Consider the following 23,396-nt stretch of genomic DNA (forward strand, 5'->3'; position numbering starts at 1 on the left):
AATTAGAGTAGGTACACAACCTGATGAGGAGACAGGCCATGTCCTTGCAAACCAGCAGCACTGACAAAGTTGAAGTAATCCGCCAGCCACAGCAGTTGCCTTGCTCGTACATCGATGCACAGGGCCGTGAAGTGCAGATTACCGAAGAGATGATCCAGGGCGCCTGCGCCGAACTGGAGCAGAAACTGGTCAAGCCTGCCCAGCAAGGCTGATACGCCCCAGCTCTTTCAGACCCGGCCCAGGTGGCCGGGTTTTTTATGCCTGCGCTATGTCGATCAGCAAAGGCTTGCGCCCAAGCTGGTGACGAGGGCCTGCAAGGCTGCCGACTCACCGCTGATCCGCACCTTCAAGCCGTCAATCTCGCGGCGGTCCGGATAGTGCTTGCGCAGCAGGTCGAACGCCTTGCGCTGCTCCTCCACAGTGCCCACGAGGCTGCGGCGGAAATCTGCATCATCGCGCCGCGGGTCGTAGACGCTGCGGCACAGCGTCGCCAGGGCCCAGGCCGGGTCGGTGCTGGCATTGAGGTTAACCTCCGCCAGCCAAGGCTCAGGCAGCAAGTCACTCAACTGAATGCCCGCCGGCTGCCCAAGGTGCGCGCACAGCGCCTGGTAGATCTGCGCCGTGCCGCGCTGCTTGCCGTCCAGGCTGTAGCCGGCGATATGCGGGGTCGCCAGCACGCACAACTCGGCCAGCTCGACATCCACTTCGGGCTCGCCTTCCCACACATCCAGCACCGCCTGCAGGTCTTCGCGGTCCAGCAACACCTCGCGCAGCGCCGCGTTATCCACCACCGGGCCGCGGCTGGCGTTGATCAGCCAGGTACCCGGCTGAAACTGCTCCAGGCGCTGGCGATCCAGCAGGTGCCAGGTCGAGCCACTGCCGGATTTTTTCAGCGGGGTATGCAGGCTGATCACATCACATTGCTCGATGATCTGTTCCAGGCTGACGTAATCACCGTCTTCGGCGACCTGGCGTGGCGGATCGCAGACCAGCACCTTCCAGCCCAGGCCCTTGAGCACCTTGACCAGGCGCCCGCCCACTTCACCGGCACCGACGATACCATACGTCCGCTGGTTCAGATCTGCGCCCTCGATTTCAGCCAGGGTCAACAGGCTCCCCAGCACATAATCCACCACCCCCCGGGCGTTGCAACCCGGCGCGCTGGACCATTGGATACCGGCCCGCTGAAAGTAATCGAGGTCCAGATGATCGGTGCCGATGGTGCAGGTGCCGACGAACCGTACCGGCGAGCCTTCCAGCAGCGCGCGGTTGACGTTGGTCACCGAACGCACCAGCAGCACATCGGCCTGTTCAATGGCGGCGCGGTCAATGGCCCGACCGGGCACGCGGCGGATCTCGCCAAACCCTTCGAAGAACGCATCGAGCAGCGGGATATTTTCGTCGGCAACAATCAGCATGGCAGGCTCCTTTGGCGGACCCGCAGTGTACAGGCACCAGCCTGTGGCGCGTTTACAAATCCGCTACACAGGTATTTTCCTGACCCATCCGTCAAGGCGTAGAATGCGCCGTCCTGAGCTCTCCCTTATCGGACATCTGTACGTGAACACTGCCACCACAACCCTCTCCCGCCCTGCCCGCGTTCGCCGGGAAGTCCACAGCCTGCTGGCGCTGGCCCTGCCGATCATGATCGGGCAACTGGCCACCACCGCCATGGGTTTTGTCGATGCGGTGATGGCCGGGCGCGTCAGTGCGCGAGACCTGGCGGCGGTGGCCCTGGGTAACTCCATCTGGATTCCGGTGTATCTGTTGATGACCGGCACCTTGCTGGCCACCACCCCCAAAGTCGCGCAGCGCTTTGGCGCCGGCAGCCACGCCGAGATCGGCCCGCTGGTGCGCCAGGCGTTGTGGTTGGCGCTGGTGGTGGGAGGCACCGCGTCATTGCTGCTGATCAGTGCCGAACCGATCCTGCATGCGATGAACGTCGATCCCGAGCTGATCGCCCCCTGCATGGGCTACCTGCACGGCATCGCGGCGGGCATGCCGGCGGTGGCGCTTTACTACGTGCTGCGCTGCTTCAGTGACGGCCTGGGCCGCACGCGCCCAAGCATGCTCCTCGGCCTGGGCGGGCTGGCGTTGAATATTCCGTTGAACTACGTGTTCATCTATGGCCATTTCGGTGTGCCGGCCATGGGCGGCGTGGGCTGCGGCTGGGCCACCGGGATTGTGATGTGGGCAATGATGCTGGGCTTCGTCGGGTGGACCCGCTGGGCCCCGGCCTATCACGCCAGCGAGCTGTTCAAACGCTTCGACTGGCCGAAATGGTCGGTGATCAAGCGTATCCTGAGCATCGGCCTGCCGATTGGCATCGCCGTATTTGCCGAGTCGAGCATCTTTGCGGTGATCGCCCTGCTGATCGGCAGCCTGGGCGCAACCGTGGTCGCCGGGCATCAGATCGCCCTGAACTTCAGTTCCCTGGTGTTCATGATCCCCTACTCCCTGAGCATGGCCGTGACCGTGCGGGTCGGCCAGGCCCTGGGCCGTGGCGAACCCCGTGAAGCGCGCTTCGCCGCTGGCGTGGGGATGGGCACCGCACTGGCCTATGCCTGCCTATCGTGCAGCCTGATGCTGTTGTTTCGCGAGCAGATCGCCACGATCTACACCGCCGACCCGCAGGTGGTCCAGGTGGCGGCGATGCTGATTGTGTTTGCGGCGCTGTTCCAGTTCTCGGATGCGATCCAGGTGACGGCCGCCGGCGCGTTGCGTGGCTACCAGGACACCCGGGTGACCATGGTCCTGACCCTGTTCGCCTATTGGGGCTTGGGCCTGCCGGTGGGTTACTTGCTGGGGCTGACCGACTGGCTGGGCCAGCCCAGCGGCCCGAGCGGCTTGTGGCAGGGCCTGATCGTCGGCCTCAGTTGCGCGGCGGCGATGCTGGTGCTGCGCCTGGCACGCAGTGCGCGCAAGCGCATCCGCACGGCGGTTTAAGCGAGCTTCTTGCGGATCCAGTACAGGTAAGTCCCCGCCTCTTCGCGCTGTTCCACCAGTTCATGGTCCAGGAACACGCAGAACTTGGGGATATCGCGGCGGGTCGAGGGATCGGTCGCGATCACCTTGAGCAGGCCGCCGGGCGCCAGGTCACGGATGTGCTGGTGCAGCATCATTACCGGCTCCGGGCAGTTGAGGCCGGTGGCGTCGAGGGTGCCGTCGACGGCAGGGTCAAAAATGTCGCTCATCACTCACTCCTACAAGGTCGTCTTTAGCGGGCCTTGGGTTTCTTTACGTCCAGGCGGCGCAGGTGGCAGGTCACTTCCTCACGGTCGTGGTACAGCTGCTTGCAACCGATTTCTACCCGGATGCCCCGCGCCTTGAAGCCTTCTTCGATGCGCTCCAGCAGGCGTTTTACTTCGGCGTAGCGCTGTTTCATCGGCAACTTGAGGTTGACCACCGCTTCGCGGCAATGCCCCTCGCCAATCCAGGTTTCCAGCAGGGCCGCGTTACGCGCCGGCTTCTCGACGATATCGCAGACCATCCAGTCCACCGGCTGCTTGGGGGTGAAGGTAAAACCATCCGCCATCAAGTGTTGCACCAGGCCGGTGTCCATCAGGCTTTCGGCCATGGGGCCGTTATCAATCGCCGTCACCAGCATGCCGCGATTGACCAACTGCCAGGTCCAGCCGCCTGGCGCTGCGCCGAGGTCTACCCCGGTCATGTCGCCGTGCAGGCGCTCGTCCCACTGGTCGCGGGGGATAAAGTGGTGCCAGGCCTCCTCCAGCTTCAAGGTCGAGCGGCTGGGCGCGTCACGGGGGAATTTCAGGCGCGGGATGCCCATCGGCCACATCGCCGAGTTGTTTGACTCGGCCAGGCCCATAAACACTTCGCGACCGCTCTTGAAGGTCAGCAGCAGGCGCGGCTTGCTCGGGTCTTCGACCAGTTTGCCGGCGGCCAGCAGGGCCTTGCGCAGATGCACTTCGAATTTCTTGCAGAAGTTCGACAGTTCCTTGCCGTCGTTGGTATCGACCATCTCCAGCCACAGGCTGCCGCACACCGGGAAATCCCGCAGGTGCGCGAGGATCACGCTGATGCGGTCGGTTTCCGGCAAGTCGATGAACACCCCACGCGCCCACTGCCTTGGGAAGATCAGCTCGGCAAAGCGTTGGCCGCGCATCAGGCGCTGGGCGCCGTCTTCTTCGGTGCAGACAAATTCGGCGCAGGCGCTGCCGGTCTTGGCCTTGGCATAGCCGGAAACGTTCAGGCGCGCGGCGTGTTCCGCGATCTCGGAACAGACTTCGCCTTCAAAACCCGGGCGGCAGTGCATAAAAAGGGTGTTCATTGAATCTCCTGGCAACTGGCTTGCTCTATCGCAATGCCTGTCATGAAAACGCGCGCATGATAGCTGAGTTCGGAACCTTGGACTTGCCCATAGAGTCCAGTAATTAGCCTGCTACTGAAAACCGGGCTAGCTTATAAGCTCTGTTCGTCCCGTCAGGTCCGTAGCCGTGCGGACCATAAGGAGTCATGTAATGTCATCCGTTGATAGCCTGAGAACCCTTAAGACCCTGCAAATCGACAGCAAGACCTACCACTACTTCAGCCTGCCCGAAGCCGCCAAGAGCCTGGGAGACCTGGACAAGTTGCCGATGTCCCTCAAGGTGCTGCTGGAAAACCTGCTGCGCTGGGAGGACGATAAAACCGTCACCGGCGCCGACCTCAAGGCCCTTGCCGCCTGGCTCAAGGAGCGCCGCTCCGATCGCGAAATCCAGTACCGCCCGGCCCGAGTATTGATGCAGGACTTTACCGGCGTACCCGCGGTGGTCGACCTGGCCGCCATGCGCGCCGCCGTGGCCAAGGCCGGTGGCGATCCGCAGCGCATCAACCCGCTGTCGCCGGTGGACCTGGTGATTGACCACTCGGTGATGGTCGACAAGTTCGGCAATGCCGACGCCTTCGAGCAAAACGTCGATATCGAAATGCAGCGCAACGGCGAACGTTATGCGTTCCTGCGCTGGGGCCAGAGCGCCTTTGATAATTTCAGCGTCGTGCCGCCGGGTACCGGCATCTGTCACCAGGTCAACCTGGAGTACCTGGGCCGCACCGTGTGGACCAAGGACGAAGATGGCCGCACCTACGCCTTCCCCGACACCCTGGTGGGCACCGACTCCCACACCACCATGATCAACGGCCTCGGCGTGCTGGGCTGGGGCGTGGGCGGTATCGAGGCAGAAGCGGCGATGCTCGGCCAGCCGGTGTCTATGCTGATCCCGGAAGTGATCGGCTTCAAGCTCACCGGCAAATTGAAAGAAGGCATCACCGCCACCGACCTGGTACTGACGGTCACGCAGATGCTGCGTAAAAAAGGCGTAGTGGGCAAGTTCGTCGAGTTCTATGGCGACGGCCTCGCCGACCTGCCCCTGGCCGACCGCGCCACCATCGCCAACATGGCCCCGGAATACGGCGCCACCTGCGGCTTTTTCCCAGTGGATGACGTGACCCTGGACTACCTGCGCCTGTCGGGCCGGCCTGCCGCCACCGTCAAGCTGGTCGAGGCCTATACCAAGGCCCAGGGCCTGTGGCGCAACGCCGGTGAAGAACCAGTGTTCACCGACAGCCTGGCCCTCGACATGGGCACTGTCGAGGCCAGCCTGGCCGGGCCGAAACGCCCACAGGACCGGGTCTCGCTGCCGGATGTGAGCCAGGCCTTCAGCGACTTCCTCGACTTGCAGTTCAAGCCTGCCAGCAAGGAAGAAGGTCGCCTGGAAAGTGAAGGCGGTGGCGGTGTTGCGGTGGGCAATGCCGACCTGGTGGGTGAAGCCGACTACGACTTCGAAGGCCAGACCTATCGCCTGAAAAACGGCGCGGTGGTGATTGCGGCGATTACTTCGTGCACCAACACCTCCAACCCGAGCGTGATGATGGCCGCCGGCCTGGTCGCGAAAAAAGCCGTGGAAAAGGGCCTGAGCCGCAAGCCCTGGGTAAAGAGCTCGCTGGCGCCCGGCTCCAAGGTGGTCACCGACTACTACAACGCCGCCGGCCTGACCCCCTACCTGGACCAACTGGGCTTCGACCTGGTGGGCTATGGCTGCACTACCTGCATCGGCAACTCCGGGCCGCTGCCTGAGCCTATCGAGAAAGCCATTCAGCAAGCCGACCTGACGGTAGCGTCGGTGCTGTCCGGCAACCGAAACTTCGAAGGCCGCGTGCACCCGCTGGTGAAAACCAACTGGCTGGCCTCGCCACCGCTGGTGGTGGCCTATGCCCTGGCCGGGACCGTGCGCATTGATATCAGCAGCGAGCCCCTGGGCACCGGCAAGGATGGCCAGCCGGTCTACCTGCGCGATATCTGGCCCAGCAGCCAGGAGATCGCCGACGCGGTGGCCCAGGTCAGCACCAGCATGTTCCACAAGGAATACGCCGAGGTGTTTGCCGGTGACGCACAGTGGCAAGCCATTGAAGTGCCGCAGGCCGCGACTTATGTGTGGCAGGAAGACTCCACCTATATCCAGCACCCGCCGTTCTTCGATGACATCGCCGGGCCGCTGCCGGTGATCAAGGATGTGCAGGGCGCCAATATCCTGGCCCTGCTTGGCGACTCGGTGACCACCGACCACATCTCCCCTGCCGGCAATATCAAGGCCGACAGCCCTGCCGGACGCTACCTGCGCGAACAGGGTGTGGAACCGCGGGACTTCAACTCCTACGGCTCGCGCCGCGGCAACCATGAAGTGATGATGCGCGGCACCTTCGCCAACATCCGCATCCGCAACGAAATGCTCGGCGGCGAAGAAGGGGGAAACACCCTCTACATTCCTACCGGCGAGAAGATGCCGATCTACGATGCGGCCATGAAATACCAGGCATCCGGCACGCCATTGGTGGTGATCGCAGGCCAGGAATACGGCACCGGCTCCAGCCGCGACTGGGCCGCCAAGGGCACCAACTTGCTGGGGGTCAAGGCGGTGATCGCCGAGAGCTTCGAGCGCATCCACCGCTCCAACCTGGTGGGCATGGGCGTGCTGCCGTTGCAGTTCAAGCTGGACCAGAACCGCAAGGCCCTGCAGCTGACCGGCAAGGAGAAGATCGACATCCTCGGCCTGACCCATGCCGAGATCGAACCACGCATGAACCTGACGCTGGTGATTACCCGCGAAGATGGCCGTAGCGAGAAGGTCGAGGTGCTGTGCCGGATCGACACCCTCAATGAAGTTGAGTACTTCAAGGCGGGCGGGATTCTGCACTATGTATTGCGTCAGTTGATTGCTTCATAACGCGTCAAGCCAGACAAAACACCGCCTACGGGCGGTGTTTTCATTTTTGCCTCCAGGTCCCGCCGCTATAATACGCACCCGTTGCAGGAACCGGCTTGCCGGTTCCTGCAAAAGCAATTGCGTCATTTTTACGTCACAAGGATTTTCAATGCCCGCTTTACCCTGGCTGTACCTGGCACTTCTATCCATCGGCTATGCACTGGCCCTGGCCTACGGGCAACTGGGTTTACTGGCCCTGGTGTCCATCGGCCTCTTGCTGGTGGCAGGTTACGCCGTGCGCCAACAACACATCCCATGGGCCCGCTACCTCGGCCATGGCCTGTTCATTGTATTGGCCCTCGGCCTGGCGATGCACTGGCTGCCCGGTTTCTACAACGGTCGCGGCATCGACCCGCAGCGCTTCAGCGCCGATGCCGTGCCCTTCTCGATGTACCTGAACCAGGACAAACCGCTGATCGGTTTCTGGCTGCTGCTGGTCTGCCCGTGGATCGTCGCTCGCCGCCCGTTGCGCCTGTCGATCTATGCCACGGCCCTGGCCTTGACCCTGACCACCATCGCCGCCCTCGGCGGGGCGGTGCTTCTGGGCATTATCAGTTGGGCGCCCAAATGGCCGGACCAGGCCTGGCTCTGGGTGTTGAACAACCTGTTACTGGTGACCCTGGTTGAGGAGGCACTGTTTCGCGGCTATATCCAGGGCGGCCTGAGCCGGCGCTTCAAGCAACTGCCTTATGGCGAAAACCTCGCCTTGCTGCTGGCCTCGCTGCTGTTTGGCCTGGTGCATGTGGGCGCGGGTTGGCAATGGGTGCTGCTGGCCAGTATCGCCGGCGCGGGGTACGGCCTGGCCTACCGCTTCGGCGGCCTGGGCGCAGCGATTGCCACACACTTTGGCTTGAACCTGCTGCATTTCGGGCTGTTTACCTACCCGATGCTGGCGGGCTGAGCCGCCACTCTGCACTGAACACAAAGCCGCCTTCGGGCGGCTTTTGTGTGTTCGGGGTTCGATAAAACCTAGCCGTACGGTCAGTGGTCGCACCTACCCCCGTTCGGCAGAATGCCTAGGAGCTTTCGTACTCACCCAACCAGCAGAGCTTTCAATTGCCGGGACTGCGATGAGGGAACCCACGCCTGTGTGTCAGGTACCCAATAAGAACCCACGCCCATGACTCTCAAGACCCTGTCCATCTTCGGTACTCGTCCGGAGGCCATAAAAATGGCGCCGCTGGCGATCCAACTGGCAGCTGATGCCGATTTCGACGCAAGAATCTGTGTCACCGCGCAGCATCGCGAGATGCTGGACCAAGTGCTTGAGCTGTTTGAGCTGGTACCTGATTACGACCTGAACATCATGAAGGCAGGCCAAAACCTGACGGATGTGACCACGGCCATCATCCAGGGGCTGCAGGCGGTGCTGGATGACTTCAAGCCGGATGTGATCCTGGTTCACGGCGACACCGCCACCACCTTCGCCGCCAGCCTGGCGGCCTATTACCGGCAGATCCCGATTGCCCACATCGAGGCCGGGCTGCGCACCAACGACCTGTACTCGCCCTGGCCGGAAGAAGGCAATCGGCGCCTGACCGGCAGCCTGGCGACGATCCACTTTGCGCCCACGCAAACATCCCGGCAAAACCTGCTCAATGAAGGCGTAGCCCCGGACAGCATCCATGTCACGGGCAACACCGTGATTGATGCGCTGCTCAGTACGGTGGAGAAACTGGTGCCGATCCGCGCCAGGCTTGATCGGCAGTTTGCCTTCCTGCCCCTGGGGCAACGCATGGTGCTGGTGACGGGTCATCGCCGCGAGAACTTTGGCGAAGGTCTGGAGCGTATCTGCCAGGCCCTGGCTCACAGCGCCCGGTGCTTTCCGGACGTGGCCTTTGTTTACCCCGTGCACCTGAACCCCAACGTACAGCAGCCGGTGAAACGTCTGCTGGCGGGGATCGACAACGTGTACCTGATCGCCCCCCAGGATTACTTGCCCTTCGTGTACCTGATGACCCGCGCCCACCTGATCCTGACCGATTCGGGCGGCATCCAGGAAGAAGCACCCGCCCTGGGCAAGCCGGTGCTGGTGATGCGCGAGACCACAGAGCGCCCCGAAGCGGTCGCGGCAGGCACCGTCAGGCTGGTAGGCACCGACATCGGTTGCATCACCCATCACCTCAACCAATTGCTGGAGAACGAGGCCGAGTATCGGCAAATGAGCATCGCCCATAACCCTTATGGCGACGGTAACGCTTGCCTGCGTATTCGGGCAGCGCTACTGGACCTTCCACAAAAAAACGAGGCCGCCGCATGAGTGTCGAGAAAATTTGCGTCATCGGCCTGGGCTACATCGGCCTGCCAACCGCAGCCATTTTTGCCTCGCGCAAAAAACAGGTGGTCGGCGTGGATATCAACCCGCGCACCGTGGACATCATCAATCGCGGGGCCGTGCATATTGTCGAGCCCGGGCTGGAGCTGCTGGTTCACGCGGTGATCACCCAAGGCTACCTGCGGGCAACCACCACGGTGGAACCTGCGCAGGCGTTCCTGATCGCCGTCCCCACGCCATTCAAGGACAACCATGAACCCGACCTGAGCTATATCCGGGCAGCGGTCGAAACCCTGGCCCCGGCGCTGAAAAAACGCGACCTGGTCATCCTCGAGTCCACTTCCCCGGTGGGCACCACCGAGCGCATGGCCCAGTGGCTTGCCCGGGCGCGCCCCGACCTGACCTTCCCGGCAACCCACGGCGAAGCCAGTGATATCCGCATCGCCCACTGCCCGGAGCGTGTGTTGCCGGGCCATGTACTACGCGAACTGGTGAGCAATGATCGGATCATCGGCGGCCTGACGCCGGCCTGTTCGGCCGCCGCAGCGCAGTTGTACCAGACGTTCGTCGAAGGCCAGTGCCTTGTGACCGACGCGCGTACGGCAGAAATGTGCAAGCTCACGGAAAACAGCTTTCGCGACGTCAATATTGCCTTCGCCAATGAGCTGTCAATGATCTGCGCACAGTTGAGGATCAACCCTTGGGAGCTGATTCGCCTGGCCAACCATCACCCGCGGGTGAACATCCTCCAGCCAGGTCCGGGTGTGGGCGGGCACTGCATTGCCGTCGATCCGTGGTTCATCGTCAGCCAGACCCCGGAACTGGCGCGCCTGATCCGTACGGCCCGCGAGGTCAATGAGTATAAGCCGCAGTGGGTGATCCAACAGGTCAAGCTGGCGTTGGCCACGCTGCTGCTCAAGCGTACCGACCTGCAGGCAGGCAGCGTACGGATCGCCTGCTATGGCCTGGCGTTCAAGGCCGATATCGACGACCTGCGTGAAAGCCCCGCCCTGGGTATCGCCCGGCAACTGGGCAAGGAGCTGGGGGTAAAACTGCTGCTGGTAGAACCGAACATCGAGGGGCTGCCCGCCGACATGGCGATGCACGCGCTGACCGATACCACCGACGCCCTCGAGCGGGCGCAGATTCATGTCGTGCTGGTCAGGCATCGCGAATTCATGTCGATGCCCGCCCTGCGCGATGGCCTTCTGGTGATTGATGCTGCCGGCGTGCTGGCGGCTTGAGAACGAATCAAGGATGAATGCGATGGAACGCGCCTTACACAAGCAACTGCGCCAGGACCTTGAGGAGCAACGCGCGAACAGCGAACAATTGCAGGCGGCCCTCACCCGCGCTCTTGAGCAGATCGCCACGCTTGACGACAGCCTGAACAGTGCCAATGCCAAGCGCCACCTGGCAGAACAGCGGCTGATCAAGACTCGCGCCAGCCTCACCTATCAATTGGGCTACCAGTTGAAGACCGGCACCCGCTCGCTGGGCGCATTGCTGCGCCTGCCGGCGATCTTGTTCAGGCTGTACCGGCAAGCCCGCAGGAACCGCCCGATTTGCACCCCCACAAAGGTTGAGCATGTACGGCAGTCGCTGCCTGCCACCGCGCCGGTTATCGCGACCCCCGCGCCCCGCCCGCTGGCAGAGGCCGAGCATGTCCACCGCCATCTGCTGCCAGGCGCCCAGGAGAATGCCAAACAATTAAGAATGGCCTGCGTGATGGACGCATTTACCTACGATGCCTACCGCCATGAATGCCAGTTGCTGCAACTGACCCCGACCCGCTACCTGGCGGAACTCGAAGCGTTCCAACCCGAACTGCTGTTTATCGAGTCGGCATGGCGCGGCCAGGATGACGTGTGGCGCAACAAGGTGGGGCACAATTGCGAAGAGCTGCGGGGCGTCGTGCAGTGGTGCAGGGAACACCACGTGCCTACAGTGTTCTGGAACAAGGAAGACCCCGTGCACTACGACACCTTCCTGAATACGGCCAAGCAATTCGACTTTGTATTCACCACCGATATCGACTGCATTCACCGCTATAAAGGCGCACTGGGACACGACCGCGTCTACCTGCTGCCCTTTGCCTGCCAGCCGGCGGTGCACAACCCGATTGAGCTGTATGAACGCAAGGACGGGTTCTGCTTTGCCGGTTCCTACTACGTCCGTTATCCCGATCGGATCCGCGACCTCGTCAACCTCATCAGTGAACTGTCACGTTTGCGCCCCTTGGAGATCTACGACCGCAACCTCGGCAAACAAGACTCCAACTATCAGTTCCCTGTGGAGTATCAACCTTACATCGTAGGGACCTTGAGAGCCGATCAAATGGCCCTGGCCTACAAAGGCTATCGCTACGGGATCAATCTCAACTCGGTCAAGCAATCCCAGTCGATGTTTGCGCGACGCGTCTTCGAGCTGCTGGGCTCCAACACCCTGACTGTCAGCAATTTCTCCCGCGGCCTGCGCGTGCTGTTGGGGGATCTGGTTATCGCCACCGACAACAGTTCACACATGCTCAACCAGCTCAAGACACTGGCGGACAACCCGCAATACAGCGCCAAACTGCGCCTGGCCGGCTTGCGCAAGGTGATGCAGGAACACACTTACGCTCATCGCTTGCGGTATGTCATGGCCAAAGTCACCGGCACGCCTCAAGACGATCCCTTGCCCACGATCTGCATCATCGCCAACGCGGTCAACAACGCCGAGCTGCTGGCACTGACCCGGCACCTGCAGCGCCAGCGCTACAGCAATATCCTCATGACGGTAGTGGTGCACTCGGGGGCAACCGCTACGGACCCACGCTTGCGCCTGATCAGCCGCAAGCAATTGAATGCCATTACCGTGGCTGAACTGGCCAACGGCGCAGCCTGGGTGGGCGGGATGCTCGCCGAGGACTATTACGGCCCCCACTACTTGCTCGACCTGGCCCTGGCCACGCGCTACAGCCAGACCAGCGTGATCGGCAAGGTGGCGCACTACGCAGCCGACGAGCATGGCATCCATCTACAGAACGCAGGGCAAGACTACCGTTGCAGCAGTGCCATCGCCGCCCGTTGCGCACTGATCAAACCCTCGTCGCTGGCCGGGCAAACTGCCTGCGCCTGGCTCCACGCCCTGCCCTCCCTCGAGTACCGAAACCCTCTGGCCCTGGCAACCGATGCCTTCAACTACTGCAAAAATGCGGCTGGCGCCAACCCACAGCACGTCAGCGCCGTGGTGGATGATGTTGAGGTGGCTAGCGGTATCCCCCTCGACACACTGCAACGTCACGCAGAAACCATCCCCCCGCTGCAAGTGAGTGTCAGCACGCCGTACATCAGCGGCGAAGCCTTGGCAAAGCTGTTTGCCCCACTAGGCAGTAGGTTGCTGCAAGCCGAGGTCGACGCAGGTACCTGGCACATCAGTTCAACCCTCGCGGACGGTCGGCACGAATACCACTATGCCCGGCAGGAACTGCCCGTGGACCAACTGGCTAGCAGCGCTCCCCTGAAGCTGTTCCTCGATGCCACCCCAGGCCTGAATATTCAGTTGGTCATCCTGTTTCTAGATGCGCAGAAACAACGCATCAGCCATCAGCTGCACACGGCTAATTGCAACCTGAGCTGTGATGTCCCCCCCGAAACGGCCTGCGTGCGCCTGGGGATCCGCGCTTACGCAAGTGGCAGCACAACAATCAAGGCGCTGGTCCTGGGCCATCGCGATACGCAGCCATCGACCCTGCTCGGCAAAGCCGGGCACTTGCTGCTGAGCAACCATTACCCGGCCTATGACGACCTGTACCGGAACGGCTTTTTGCATACCCGTGTGAGCGCGTATCAAGCGCAAGGGCTAGCGGTGGATGTGTTCCGCCTGCGGCCAAATGAGCCGGTCAGTTACCAAGAGTTTGAAAACGTCGATGTCATCACCGGCTCCCAGGCAGCCCTGGCAAACATGCTCGGGTCGGGGTCATACCAATCGGTGCTGGTGCACTTCCTGGATCCGCAGATGTGGGAGGTGTTGCGCAAGCACGCCCTCCCCACAATTGTCTGGGTCCATGGCTCCGAAATCCAGCCATGGTGGCGGCGGGCGCACAACTACCTCAGCGCAGAACAACAGCAACTGGGCACACTTGAAAGCGAGCGGCGCTTGGGTTTCTGGCGCAACCTGTTGAACCCCATGCCGGCCCATTTGCAACTGGTGTTCGTCTCCCATCACTTTGCCGAGGAAGTCATGGAAGACCTGGGTTTTCGCTTACCCAAAAACCAGTACCGGATCATTCACAACCCGATTAATACCCAGTTGTTTTCCTATCAGGAAAAACCGCCTGAACAACGCAAGAAAATCCTCTCGATCCGCCCCTATGTATCGCGCACTTATGCCAATGACCTGAGTGTCAAGGCCATCCAGTTGCTGGCGCAAAAACCCTGGTTCAGTGAACTGCAATTTCGCCTGATCGGGGACGGGCCTTTATTTGAGGAAACATTGGCCCCCCTGCGCCAATACGCGAATGTGCGGATTGACAAGGGTTACTTGAAACAATCCGAAATCGCCGAACTACATAAAGACTATGGGGTGTTCCTGTGCCCCAGTCGCATGGACACCCAGGGTGTTTCTCGCGACGAGGCAATGGCCTCGGGCTTAGTGCCGATTACTAATCGAGTCGGCGCAATACCGGAGTTTGTCGATGATGAATGTGGTTTTCTCGCGGCCCCAGAGAGCTTCATCGAGCTGAGCGACGCCATTGAAACCCTGTTCCTGAACCCCCGCACGTTCCAGGAAAAGTCCCTGCGCGCCAGACAACGGGTGGTTATGCAAAGCGACACGCTGCAGATATCACAGGCTGAACTCAACCTCATACGAGACTCAAATGACCATCGAGAAAGCGTCGACATTACAGATCACCCTGCTATCGACTCTGGGCTGGTGCATGTCATTGGCTCGTAAATTCATGCGGGTCACTCCGACCGCCACCTTCACCGCCCATACCGCCCACTTCTGCGCGCAAGGCCTATTGATCGTGACCTTCCTGTTGCCGATCAAAATACTCATCCTGTTGGGCTCCGAGTCGATACCCGAGTATTTACCCCCGGCCCTCAAGTCATTCAGCAAGCCCTGGCTGATTATCGGCCTTAGTTTATTGACCGCTCTGTTTTATGGCTTGTACTTACTGTCCGAGCTGATTGCGTCGCGCTATTCCAGAACGGGCGCCTACCAACTGATGAAGCACAACCAAAAGTCCCACAGCTTGAGTCATCAGCGACCGTTGGCGGTACTGGCGTTTTCCCGGTTCACCCGAGGTTTGTCAGCGGCCAGCTTCGTGACAATTACCCTCGGCGCACTCCTTTACATCTACCCCGCGTTACTGACCATTGCCCTTACTTACATTGCGGTCGTCACGACACTGATCATCGTTTTATACAACCGCAAAGACCGCATCCGTTCAATTGTGCAGCGCCACCATCATGCGCTGCTCAATGCCCTGTCCTCCCTGGGCTTCCTGGGAACATTTGCCTTTATGGTCATGGACTTTCTGTACATGACCCCTACCCCCATCTATATCGCCCTTATCTCGTTGATTCTGGTCCGGCAAAGTCTTGCCCGGCTCAAGTCGATGATTGAGGACGCTATTTATCTGAAAAACCATCAGCAGAAAATCAATGCCCTGTTCTTCGCCCATTGATTCTCAACTAGCCGAACAGGAGAGGGTTCCCTTGACTCGTATTGCCATGCTCGTATGGAACGAATTCCGCAATGACGCCCGGGTATTGAAACAAGCCCAGACCCTTCAGTCGGCTGGCTATCTAGTCACGGTATTCGCGCTGCATACTCCCGGCGTGACCCGTAGTAAGGAAACCCTCATGGATGGCACCCGGGTAGTTCGGGTCGCACGACGTCCGTTATGGCGATGGCGCCGTGTCAAAGCGCAACAATCGCCGAGCGCGTCGGCTGCTGGCAACCCAATGACCGTCCTGCGCGTAGTTGCCCGGCTGTGGACCCATATCGGCCTGATAGCGCGCATTGCCGGGCACCGCGCCACGGTGATCCACGCCCATGACGTCAATACCCTGCCCAGCGCCTGGCTCGCCGCCCGGCTCAGTGGCGCCAAGCTGGTGTACGACGCCCACGAGCTCAGCACCAGCCGCGAAGGTTACGGGCGCTACCGCAAGTGGGTAGCGCTGATCGAGCGCACGCTGATGCCCAGGACTGACGGCAACATCACCACCACCGAGACGCGGGCGAAGTTCTTTGCCCGGGCATACGCGATTGCCCGCCCGCAGGTGCTGCAGAATCGCCCCCGGTTCAGCAACAACCCGCCGACGCAACGGATCCGCAACGAACTGGGGCTGTTGCAGCCCTGGCCGATCATCGTTTATCAGGGAGGATTGCAGCAGGGACGCGGGCTGGAACGGCTGTTGCGGGTAGCGGCAAGGGTACCGGATGCCTATTTCGTGCTGATCGGCGGCGGCAAGCTCTGCGTGCCGTTAATGACGTTATGCAATGAACTGGGCCTGGCCGAACGGGTGCATTTTATCCCGGTGGTGCCCCTGGCGGATTTGCCCAGCTACACCGCGTCGGCCGACATTGGTGTGCAACCCATCGAAAACACCTGCCTGAACCACTTCACCACCGACTCCAACAAATTGTTCGAGTACGTGATCGCCGGGCTGCCGGTGATCGCCACGGACTTCCCGGAAATTCGCCGGATTGTCAGAGCCCATGACATCGGGCTGCTGGTACCGGCGGGTGACGACGTGCAACTGCAAACAGCCCTCACCCGCCTACTGGGTGATCCCGCGTTACGCCGCAGGTATGCCAGCAATAGCCTGATTGCCGCCAGATATTTGAACTGGGAACAGCAAGAAGCCGAACTGGTGGGGCTGTACCACCGGTTGGCAGGCAAGGACCAGGGCCATCCATGACCATACGAATTCTGCTACTGAGCTTCTATTACCCGCCTGACCTGGCGGCATTCCGAGTCGAAGCGATGGTTGAGGCCCTGCTGGCGCACCCGGGCGACGAGGTGCAGATCGACTTGCTCACCACTCATCCCAACCGCTATGCCACCTCTTGCACGGTAGACAGCGATGCCCAACAGCGGCCAGGGCTTTGTATTACGCGCATAGCCCTGCCCAAGCACCCCAGGAACTTCCGCGATCAGGCCTGGGGGTTTGTTGCCTATGCCCATGGGGTGCGCAAAGCGATAAAGGGCAAAGAGTACGACTTGATCCTCGCCTCCTCCTCGCGGCTGATGACCGCCGCCCTGGCGGCGTCTATCGCCAGCGCACGCAAGACGCCACTCTATCTGGATATCCGCGATATTTTCGTCGATGTATTGCCCGATCTATTCCCCGGCGTTATAGGCAAGTGCCTGGCCCGGCTGTTTTACGTGGTCGAACGGCTTACGATAAACCAGGCATCGCGGATCAACCTGGTGTCACCGGGGTTTCTCAGTTACTTCGTCGAGCGCTACCCGCATAAGACGTTTTCCACCTTCACCAATGGCATTGACGCCCTCTTCTGCCAGCCAGCACTCCCACAGGACACCCCCTGGGCACCTGCCGATCGCCTGAAAATTGTCTATGCCGGCAATATCGGCGCAGGCCAGGGCCTGGAAAAAATCATCCCGCAGTTGGCTGAACGCTTGGCTGACAGGGCGCGCTTCTTCGTGATCGGCCATGGCGGCACGCTACAAAAGTTGCGGGATGAACTGCAAAGCCGGCAGATCACGAATGTCGAACTGATTGCACCGACACCCCGCGCCCAGCTCATCACTCACTATGACCAGGCTGATGTGCTTTTTTTGCACCTCAATACATTCAAGGCGTTCCTCAAGGTCATTCCTTCCAAGTTGTTCGAATACGCCGCCACCGGCAAGCCGATCCTGGCAGGCCTGGAAGGCTACTCAAAACACTTCGCCACTACCCATATCGCCAACGCTTCGGTGTTTGCCCCGGCAGATGTGGAGTCCGCCATCGCCGCACTGGCTCGACTCAAGCTCGAGCCCACCGACCGCTCGGCATTCGTTCGCGATTACGCACGGACCACCATCCACCAGCGCATGGCGATGGACATCCTGGGCACCCGATAGAAACCCGCTGATTATTGCAAAAATAAGTTAAATAAAAGCCCGCCGGGGCCGACAACCTGTCAAAGCCTTGCGGATTGATCAATCATGCGTAATAACCAACCCGTTACCCAGCGCGAACGTACCTTCCCCGCTCAACAACGGTTGATCTCCACGACCGATGCCAAAGGCGTGATCACTTACTGCAACGATGCGTTTGTCGAGATCAGTGGGTTTTCCCGGGATGAACTGATGCGCGCCCCGCACAACCTGGTTCGCCACCCGGATGTGCCGGCGGCCGTGTTCGCGCATATGTGGACGACGCTCAAACAAGGCTTGCCATGGATGGGCATCGTTAAGAACCGCTGCAAGACCGGCGATCACTACTGGGTCAACGCCTACGTGACCCCGGTGTTCGACGGCGAACAGGTGATCGGCTACGAATCGGTGCGGGTCAAGCCGACCGCCGAGCAGATCCGCCGTGCCGAAGCGCTGTACCAACGAATCAACCAGGGCAAGTCGGCCATCCCGCGCAGCGATAAATGGTTGCCGGTACTGCAGGACTGGCTGCCGTTTATCCTGGTCAGCCAATTGAGCTTCCTGATCGGCGTCTGGTTCGACTCCCACTGGGGTTTTGCCCTGGCCGCCGCCTTGTCGGTGCCCCTGGGCCTGCTCGGCCTGAGCTGGCAGCAGCGCGGCCTCAAGCGCCTGCTGCGCCTGGCCGAACAGACCACCTCCGACCCGCTGATTGCGCAGATGTACACCGACAGCCGTGGCGCGCAGGCGCGACTGGAGATGTCGATCCTCAGCCAGGAAGCCCGCCTGAAGACCTGCCTGACCCGTTTGCAGGACACCGCCGAGCACCTCAACGACCAGGCGCGCCAGTCCAACACCCTGGCCCACAACAGTTCAACCGGCCTGGAACGCCAGCGCGTCGAGACCGAGCAGGTGGCCACCGCCGTCAATCAGATGGCCGCCACCACCCAGGAAGTCGCCAGCCATGTACAGCGCACGGCCGATGCGACCCAGGAAGCCAATCGCCTGACCAGCCGTGGCCGGGACATTGCCGGGGAAACCCGCGAAGCCATCCAGCGCCTGTCGGTGGTGGTTGGAGAGACCGGGACAACCGTGACCCAACTGGCCAAGGACAGCGACGAAATCGGCGGCGTGGTGGATGTGATCAAAGGCATTGCCGACCAGACCAACCTGCTGGCCCTCAACGCCGCCATCGAAGCGGCGCGTGCCGGTGAGATGGGCCGTGGGTTTGCAGTGGTAGCCGATGAAGTGCGGCAGCTGGCGCAACGCACCAGCGAATCCACCGGGCAGATCCATGCCCTGATCGCCAAGCTGCAACAGACCGCCAGCACCGCCGTGCAGACCATGGATGCCGGGCATCGCCAGGCTGAAGAAGGCGTGGCACGGGTGATGGAAGCTGACGCGGCGCTGGTGGGGATCAGTGAGGCGGTGGCCCATATTACCGACATGACCACCCAGATCGCCGCCGCGACCGAGGAGCAAAGCTCGGTGGCCGAAGAGATCAGCCGCAATATCAGCACCATTGCGCTGTTGGCGGACCAGACGTCGGAGCAGGCGTTGAACTCGGCGCAGTTGAGTGAAGAGCTGACGCATACGGCGAATACGCAGTATTCGTTGGTGGAGCGGTTTAACCGCTAGGGATTGACTGCCTGATCTAGCCCTATCGCGAGCAAGCTCGCTCCCACACTTTGATTTGTGAATCCATTCAAAATGTGGGAGCGAGCTTGCTCGCGATGAGGCCCTAACAGGCGCCGAGAAACGCAGCGATCCTCTGCGCCGCAGCTTCCAAATGCTGCGTATGACTAAACCCCGAAGCCTTCAGCGGCTTCAAATCATGATCCCCCGCCACCAGCCACATCACCTCGATGCTCGGCGACAGCACATACCCCTCCACCGCCGCCCGATTACCCAGCGCATCGCGCTCGCCCTGCACTATCAAGGTCGGGGTCTTCAGCCCGGCCAGATGCTCGACCCGTGGCTTTTCTGGCTTGCCCACCGCATAGAACGGATACCCCAGGCACACCAGTGCATCAGCCGCCAATTCATCGGCCAATAAACTGGCCATCCGCCCGCCCATGGACTTGCCGCCAATAGCCAAAGGCCCAGCGACATGACGTCGCACCTGGGCATATACCTCGCGCCAGCATTCCAGCAGCTTTGGAGCCGGATTCGGTGGGCGCCTGCCCCCGTCCACACGGCGCTGGGCCATGTAGGGAAACTCGAAGCGCAATACGTTCACGCCATGCCCGGCAAGGCGTGCAGCCATGTCGTCCATAAAGCCGGAGTCCATCGGCGCGCCAGCACCGTGGGCCAGGATCAGTGTGGGTGATGGGCCAGCGCCCTCGCGCGTGGCTGCATTCCACAACCAACCGTATTCACCCACACACTGCGCCCATTGATCCCCGTCAATACTGGCCTTGTGCTCTTTGCCCATGCTTGCCTCGCTTTTTAGTCTGCCTATAACTCCAGCCCAAGTGCTGCATCTGCTTGGGTTGAACCGTGGATGGGGAACCATGAACACTACTTTAAGTACCGCCTATAACTACAAGGTGGTCCGCCAATTCGCCATTATGACGGTGGTGTGGGGCATCGTCGGCATGGGGCTCGGGGTTTTTCTCGCCGCCCAGTTGGTATGGCCCGAACTCAACTTCAACCTGCCTTGGACCAGTTTCGGTCGATTGCGCCCACTGCACACCAACGCGGTGATTTTCGCGTTTGGTGGCTGCGCGCTGTTTGCCAGCTCCTTCTACGCGGTGCAACGCACCTGCCAGACCCAGCTGTTCGCGCCGAAAGTCGCCGCGTTCTGCTTCTGGGGCTGGCAATTGGTGATCCTGCTGGCGGCAATCAGCTTGCCACTGGGCTATACCAGTTCCAAGGAATACGCCGAGCTGGAATGGCCTATCGACATCCTGATCACCATTGTCTGGGTCGCCTATGCCATCGTGTTCTTCGGCACCGTGGCCAAGCGCAACACCAAGCATATCTACGTCGGTAACTGGTTCTTCGGTGCGTTCATCATCACCGTAGCGATCCTGCATATCGTCAACAACCTGGAAATCCCGGTCAGCCTGACCAAGTCCTACTCGCTGTACGGTGGTGCGACGGATGCCATGGTGCAGTGGTGGTACGGCCATAACGCCGTAGGTTTCTTCCTCACCGCAGGCTTCCTGGGGATGATGTACTACTTCGTGCCGAAACAGGCCGAGCGTCCGGTTTACTCCTATCGCTTGTCCATCGTGCACTTCTGGGCACTGATCACCCTGTACATCTGGGCCGGTCCTCACCACTTGCACTACACCGCGCTGCCGGACTGGGCACAGTCCCTGGGCATGGTGATGTCGCTGGTTCTGCTGGCGCCAAGCTGGGGCGGCATGATCAACGGCATGATGACCCTCTCGGGCGCCTGGCATAAGCTGCGCAGCGACCCGATCCTGCGCTTCCTCGTTGTATCGCTGGCGTTCTACGGCATGTCGACCTTTGAAGGTCCGATGATGGCGATCAAGACGGTCAACGCCCTGTCCCACTACACCGACTGGACCATCGGCCACGTACACGCCGGCGCTCTGGGTTGGGTGGCGATGATTTCCATCGGCGCGCTGTACCACATGATCCCGAAAGTCTTCGGTCGCGAGCAGATGTACAGCCTCGGCCTGATCAACGCGCACTTCTGGCTGGCCACTATCGGCACCGTGCTCTACATCGCTTCGATGTGGGTCAACGGCATTGCCCAGGGCCTGATGTGGCGTGCAGTCAACGAAGACGGCACCTTGACCTACTCCTTCGTCGAAACCCTGGTGGCCAGCCACCCAGGCTTCATCGTGCGGTTGGTGGGTGGTGCGATCTTCCTCAGCGGCATGTTCCTGATGGCTTACAACACTTGGCGCACCGTGCGTTCGGCACAACCTGCCGAAGTAGCCGCTGCGGCGCGGATGGCCTGAGGAGTCGATGATGAAACACGAAACGATTGAAAAGAACGTCGGCCTGCTGATGCTGCTGATGGTGCTCGCCGTGAGTATCGGTGGCCTGACGCAGATCGTCCCGCTGTTCTTCCAGGACGTCACCAACAAGCCGGTCGAAGGCATGAAGCCCTACACCGCGCTGCAACTGGAAGGCCGTGACATCTACATCCGCGAAGGCTGCGTACAGTGCCACTCGCAAATGATCCGGCCGTTCCGCGCCGAGACCGAACGCTACGGCCACTACTCGGTCGCCGGCGAAAGCGTGTGGGACCACCCGTTCCTGTGGGGCTCCAAGCGTACCGGTCCGGACCTGGCCCGGGTAGGTGCACGCTACTCCGACGACTGGCACCGCGCGCACTTGTACAACCCGCGCAACGTCGTGCCTGAGTCGAAGATGCCGGCCTATCCATGGCTGGTCACCGCCCAGGTCGACAGCAGCCACACCGAAACCAAGCTCAAGGTCATGCGCACCCTCGGCGTGCCGTACACCGACGCGGACATCACCGCCGCCGTGGACAGCCTCAAGGGCAAGACCGAAATGGACGCTCTGGTCTCTTACCTGCAAGTGCTCGGCACTGCAATCAAGAGCAAGAGGTGAACCATGGGTTTTGAACTGGATACCGGAATGATCCGCGGCCTCGGCACGCTGGTGGTGGCAATTGCCTTCATCGGCCTGTCGCTGTGGGTGTTCAACTCCAAGCGCAACCCGGAGTTCGCCGAGGCCTGCCTGCTGCCATTTGCCGATGAGCCTAAGCCTGACGCCACCGGCACCCCATCCGACGCTCAAGAAGAGCCTGTAACAAGGAGCATTCGGCCATGACTACCTTTTGGAGTACATGGATCTGTGTACTGACCCTCGGCAGCCTGATCGGCCTGACCTGGCTGTTGTTCGGCACCCGCAAGGGCGAGACCAAAGGCAGCGTCGACCAGACCATGGGCCACGCCTTCGACGGGATTGAGGAGTACGACAACCCTCTGCCCCAATGGTGGTTCATGTTGTTCGCCGGCACCCTGGTATTTGCCGTCGGCTACCTGATCCTCTATCCGGGCCTGGGCAACTGGAAAGGTGTCTTGCCGGGCTATGAAGACGGCTGGACCCAGACCAAGGAATGGGACAAGGAAATGGCCAGGGCCGACGCCAAGTTCGGGCCGATCTTCGCCAAATTCGCAGCCATGCCCGTGGAAGAGGTCGCCAAAGACCCACAAGCGCTGAAAATGGGCGGTCGCCTGTTTGCCTCCAACTGCGCGGTGTGCCACGGCTCCGATGCCAAGGGCGCCTATGGCTTCCCGAACCTGGCGGACGACAACTGGCGCTGGGGTGGTTCGGCGGACGCAATCAAGCTGACCATCATGAATGGTCGCCACGCTGCAATGCCGGCCTGGGGTGAAGTGCTGGGCGAAGACGGTGTGAAAAACGTCGCTGCCTATGTACGCCACGACCTGGCCAAGTTGCCGCTGCCGGCTGACAGCAAGGTTGACCTGGTCGCCGGCCAGCAAGCGTTCAGCACCACTTGCGTGGCCTGCCACGGCCCAGAGGGCCACGGTGTAGAAGCCATGGGCGCGCCGAACCTGACGCAACCTGCCGGCTTCATCTACGGCACCAGCCTGGCGCAGTTGCAACAGACCATCCGTCACGGTCGCCAAGGCCAGATGCCGGCGCAGGAAGCACTGCAAGGCAACGACAAGGTCCACCTGCTGGCGGCCTACGTCTACAGCCTGTCGCAGAAAGAGCAGAAGTAAGCTGCACGCTACAAGCTGCAAGAGAAGAGTTCTCAACTCGGCTCTTGCAGCCCCCCCCTCTCCCG

At 61.2% G+C, this 23,396-nt stretch carries 19 protein-coding genes; 15 read left to right on the plus strand and 4 right to left on the minus strand.

Annotated elements, in window-relative coordinates:
- The first annotated feature begins 38 nt into the window (after positions 1 to 38).
- Positions 39 to 212 (plus strand): PA1571 family protein, encoded by a 174-nt coding sequence (locus JFT44_RS15745; protein ID WP_032863322.1) that lies wholly within the window; start codon positions 39 to 41, stop codon positions 210 to 212.
- Positions 213 to 275: 63 nt separating this feature from the next.
- On the opposite strand, the gene pdxB is transcribed toward JFT44_RS15745, so the two are convergent.
- Complete coding sequence (gene pdxB / locus JFT44_RS15750; RefSeq protein ID WP_198830892.1) at positions 276 to 1,418, minus strand: 4-phosphoerythronate dehydrogenase PdxB; 1,143 nt, start codon at positions 1,416 to 1,418, stop codon at positions 276 to 278.
- Between the two features lie 142 nt (positions 1,419 to 1,560).
- On the opposite strand from pdxB, the gene JFT44_RS15755 reads away from it, so the two are divergent.
- On the plus strand, positions 1,561 to 2,946 hold the full coding sequence (locus JFT44_RS15755; protein ID WP_282405419.1) for an MATE family efflux transporter: 1,386 nt from the start codon (positions 1,561 to 1,563) through the stop codon (positions 2,944 to 2,946).
- Here JFT44_RS15755 and tusA read toward each other — a convergent pair.
- A complete protein-coding gene (gene tusA / locus JFT44_RS15760) occupies positions 2,943 to 3,194 on the minus strand; it encodes a sulfurtransferase TusA (protein ID WP_057438513.1) in 252 nt (83 codons plus the stop codon). The genes JFT44_RS15755 and tusA overlap by 4 nt on opposite strands.
- 23 nt (positions 3,195 to 3,217) lie before the next feature.
- Complete coding sequence (rlmM, locus tag JFT44_RS15765; RefSeq protein WP_029300064.1) at positions 3,218 to 4,291, minus strand: 23S rRNA (cytidine(2498)-2'-O)-methyltransferase RlmM; 1,074 nt, start codon at positions 4,289 to 4,291, stop codon at positions 3,218 to 3,220.
- A gap of 190 nt (positions 4,292 to 4,481) precedes the next feature.
- On the opposite strand from rlmM, the gene acnA reads away from it, so the two are divergent.
- The 9 genes from acnA (at position 4,482) to JFT44_RS15810 (ending at position 19,270) form a co-directional block, all read left to right on the plus strand.
- Positions 4,482 to 7,223, plus strand: coding sequence for an aconitate hydratase AcnA (acnA, locus tag JFT44_RS15770; RefSeq protein ID WP_057960305.1), 2,742 nt, complete (start codon positions 4,482 to 4,484; stop codon positions 7,221 to 7,223).
- 148 nt (positions 7,224 to 7,371) lie between these two features.
- Positions 7,372 to 8,163: a CPBP family intramembrane glutamic endopeptidase gene (locus JFT44_RS15775; RefSeq protein ID WP_115128688.1), complete on the plus strand. Its 792-nt coding sequence runs from the start codon at positions 7,372 to 7,374 to the stop codon at positions 8,161 to 8,163.
- Positions 8,164 to 8,382: 219 nt separating this feature from the next.
- Positions 8,383 to 9,522 (plus strand): non-hydrolyzing UDP-N-acetylglucosamine 2-epimerase, encoded by a 1,140-nt coding sequence (gene wecB / locus JFT44_RS15780; protein ID WP_057444914.1) that lies wholly within the window; start codon positions 8,383 to 8,385, stop codon positions 9,520 to 9,522.
- Positions 9,519 to 10,781 (plus strand): UDP-N-acetyl-D-mannosamine dehydrogenase, encoded by a 1,263-nt coding sequence (wecC, locus tag JFT44_RS15785; protein WP_198830894.1) that lies wholly within the window; start codon positions 9,519 to 9,521, stop codon positions 10,779 to 10,781. The genes wecB and wecC overlap by 4 nt, the downstream gene beginning before the upstream one ends.
- A gap of 22 nt (positions 10,782 to 10,803) precedes the next feature.
- Positions 10,804 to 14,475 carry a glycosyltransferase gene (locus tag JFT44_RS15790; RefSeq protein ID WP_233098368.1) on the plus strand — a complete coding sequence of 1,224 codons (3,672 nt, stop codon included), beginning with the start codon at positions 10,804 to 10,806 and terminating at the stop codon, positions 14,473 to 14,475.
- A complete protein-coding gene (locus JFT44_RS15795; protein WP_128592863.1) occupies positions 14,399 to 15,211 on the plus strand; it encodes a hypothetical protein in 813 nt (270 codons plus the stop codon). The genes JFT44_RS15790 and JFT44_RS15795 overlap by 77 nt, the downstream gene beginning before the upstream one ends.
- 31 nt (positions 15,212 to 15,242) lie before the next feature.
- Positions 15,243 to 16,451 (plus strand): glycosyltransferase family 4 protein, encoded by a 1,209-nt coding sequence (locus tag JFT44_RS15800; protein ID WP_128592862.1) that lies wholly within the window; start codon positions 15,243 to 15,245, stop codon positions 16,449 to 16,451.
- Positions 16,448 to 17,620: a glycosyltransferase family 4 protein gene (locus JFT44_RS15805; RefSeq protein ID WP_198830896.1), complete on the plus strand. Its 1,173-nt coding sequence runs from the start codon at positions 16,448 to 16,450 to the stop codon at positions 17,618 to 17,620. Before JFT44_RS15800 ends, JFT44_RS15805 begins: the two co-directional genes overlap by 4 nt.
- Positions 17,621 to 17,704: 84 nt before the next feature.
- Positions 17,705 to 19,270: a PAS domain-containing methyl-accepting chemotaxis protein gene (locus JFT44_RS15810; protein WP_057960312.1), complete on the plus strand. Its 1,566-nt coding sequence runs from the start codon at positions 17,705 to 17,707 to the stop codon at positions 19,268 to 19,270.
- Positions 19,271 to 19,373: 103 nt separating this feature from the next.
- Here JFT44_RS15810 and JFT44_RS15815 read toward each other — a convergent pair whose 3' ends face one another.
- Positions 19,374 to 20,066, minus strand: a complete 693-nt coding sequence (locus JFT44_RS15815; protein WP_198830897.1) for an alpha/beta family hydrolase — start codon at positions 20,064 to 20,066, stop codon at positions 19,374 to 19,376.
- Positions 20,067 to 20,145: 79 nt separating this feature from the next.
- Between JFT44_RS15815 and ccoN the strand changes: the two genes are divergently transcribed.
- Genes ccoN through ccoP form a run of 4 tightly spaced genes read left to right on the plus strand, consistent with a single transcriptional unit; the run spans position 20,146 to position 23,331 of the window.
- On the plus strand, positions 20,146 to 21,570 hold the full coding sequence (ccoN, locus tag JFT44_RS15820; RefSeq protein ID WP_070994710.1) for a cytochrome-c oxidase, cbb3-type subunit I: 1,425 nt from the start codon (positions 20,146 to 20,148) through the stop codon (positions 21,568 to 21,570).
- Between the two features lie 10 nt (positions 21,571 to 21,580).
- The gene (gene ccoO, locus JFT44_RS15825) at positions 21,581 to 22,189 is read left to right on the plus strand and encodes a cytochrome-c oxidase, cbb3-type subunit II (RefSeq protein WP_029300055.1); all 609 of its coding nucleotides are present in this window, start codon (positions 21,581 to 21,583) and stop codon (positions 22,187 to 22,189) included.
- 3 nt (positions 22,190 to 22,192) lie between these two features.
- Positions 22,193 to 22,411 (plus strand): cbb3-type cytochrome c oxidase subunit 3, encoded by a 219-nt coding sequence (locus JFT44_RS15830; RefSeq protein ID WP_057439484.1) that lies wholly within the window; start codon positions 22,193 to 22,195, stop codon positions 22,409 to 22,411.
- Positions 22,408 to 23,331 carry a cytochrome-c oxidase, cbb3-type subunit III gene (gene ccoP / locus JFT44_RS15835; protein ID WP_128592861.1) on the plus strand — a complete coding sequence of 308 codons (924 nt, stop codon included), beginning with the start codon at positions 22,408 to 22,410 and terminating at the stop codon, positions 23,329 to 23,331. Before JFT44_RS15830 ends, ccoP begins: the two co-directional genes overlap by 4 nt.
- Positions 23,332 to 23,396 lie beyond the last annotated feature (65 nt).

Origin of the sequence: Pseudomonas sp. MF5691, from assembly GCF_016405645.1 — a bacterium.
GTDB classification, from domain to species: Bacteria; Pseudomonadota; Gammaproteobacteria; order Pseudomonadales; family Pseudomonadaceae; genus Aquipseudomonas; species Aquipseudomonas shahriarae.

Excerpts from the sequence above, each read along its gene's own strand:
- JFT44_RS15745 (WP_032863322.1), top strand. The coding sequence starts at position 39 with ATGTCCTTGCAAACCAGCAGCACTGACAAAGTTGAAGTAATCCGCCAG.
- pdxB (WP_198830892.1), bottom strand. The coding sequence starts at position 1,418 with ATGCTGATTGTTGCCGACGAAAATATCCCGCTGCTCGATGCGTTCTTC.
- tusA (WP_057438513.1), bottom strand. The coding sequence starts at position 3,194 with ATGAGCGACATTTTTGACCCTGCCGTCGACGGCACCCTCGACGCCACC.
- rlmM (WP_029300064.1), bottom strand. The coding sequence starts at position 4,291 with ATGAACACCCTTTTTATGCACTGCCGCCCGGGTTTTGAAGGCGAAGTC.
- acnA (WP_057960305.1), top strand. The coding sequence starts at position 4,482 with ATGTCATCCGTTGATAGCCTGAGAACCCTTAAGACCCTGCAAATCGAC.
- JFT44_RS15775 (WP_115128688.1), top strand. The coding sequence starts at position 7,372 with ATGCCCGCTTTACCCTGGCTGTACCTGGCACTTCTATCCATCGGCTAT.
- wecB (WP_057444914.1), top strand. The coding sequence starts at position 8,383 with ATGACTCTCAAGACCCTGTCCATCTTCGGTACTCGTCCGGAGGCCATA.
- wecC (WP_198830894.1), top strand. The coding sequence starts at position 9,519 with ATGAGTGTCGAGAAAATTTGCGTCATCGGCCTGGGCTACATCGGCCTG.
- JFT44_RS15790 (WP_233098368.1), top strand. The coding sequence starts at position 10,804 with ATGGAACGCGCCTTACACAAGCAACTGCGCCAGGACCTTGAGGAGCAA.
- JFT44_RS15795 (WP_128592863.1), top strand. The coding sequence starts at position 14,399 with ATGACCATCGAGAAAGCGTCGACATTACAGATCACCCTGCTATCGACT.
- JFT44_RS15805 (WP_198830896.1), top strand. The coding sequence starts at position 16,448 with ATGACCATACGAATTCTGCTACTGAGCTTCTATTACCCGCCTGACCTG.
- JFT44_RS15810 (WP_057960312.1), top strand. The coding sequence starts at position 17,705 with ATGCGTAATAACCAACCCGTTACCCAGCGCGAACGTACCTTCCCCGCT.
- JFT44_RS15815 (WP_198830897.1), bottom strand. The coding sequence starts at position 20,066 with ATGGGCAAAGAGCACAAGGCCAGTATTGACGGGGATCAATGGGCGCAG.
- ccoN (WP_070994710.1), top strand. The coding sequence starts at position 20,146 with ATGAACACTACTTTAAGTACCGCCTATAACTACAAGGTGGTCCGCCAA.
- ccoO (WP_029300055.1), top strand. The coding sequence starts at position 21,581 with ATGAAACACGAAACGATTGAAAAGAACGTCGGCCTGCTGATGCTGCTG.
- JFT44_RS15830 (WP_057439484.1), top strand. The coding sequence starts at position 22,193 with ATGGGTTTTGAACTGGATACCGGAATGATCCGCGGCCTCGGCACGCTG.
- ccoP (WP_128592861.1), top strand. The coding sequence starts at position 22,408 with ATGACTACCTTTTGGAGTACATGGATCTGTGTACTGACCCTCGGCAGC.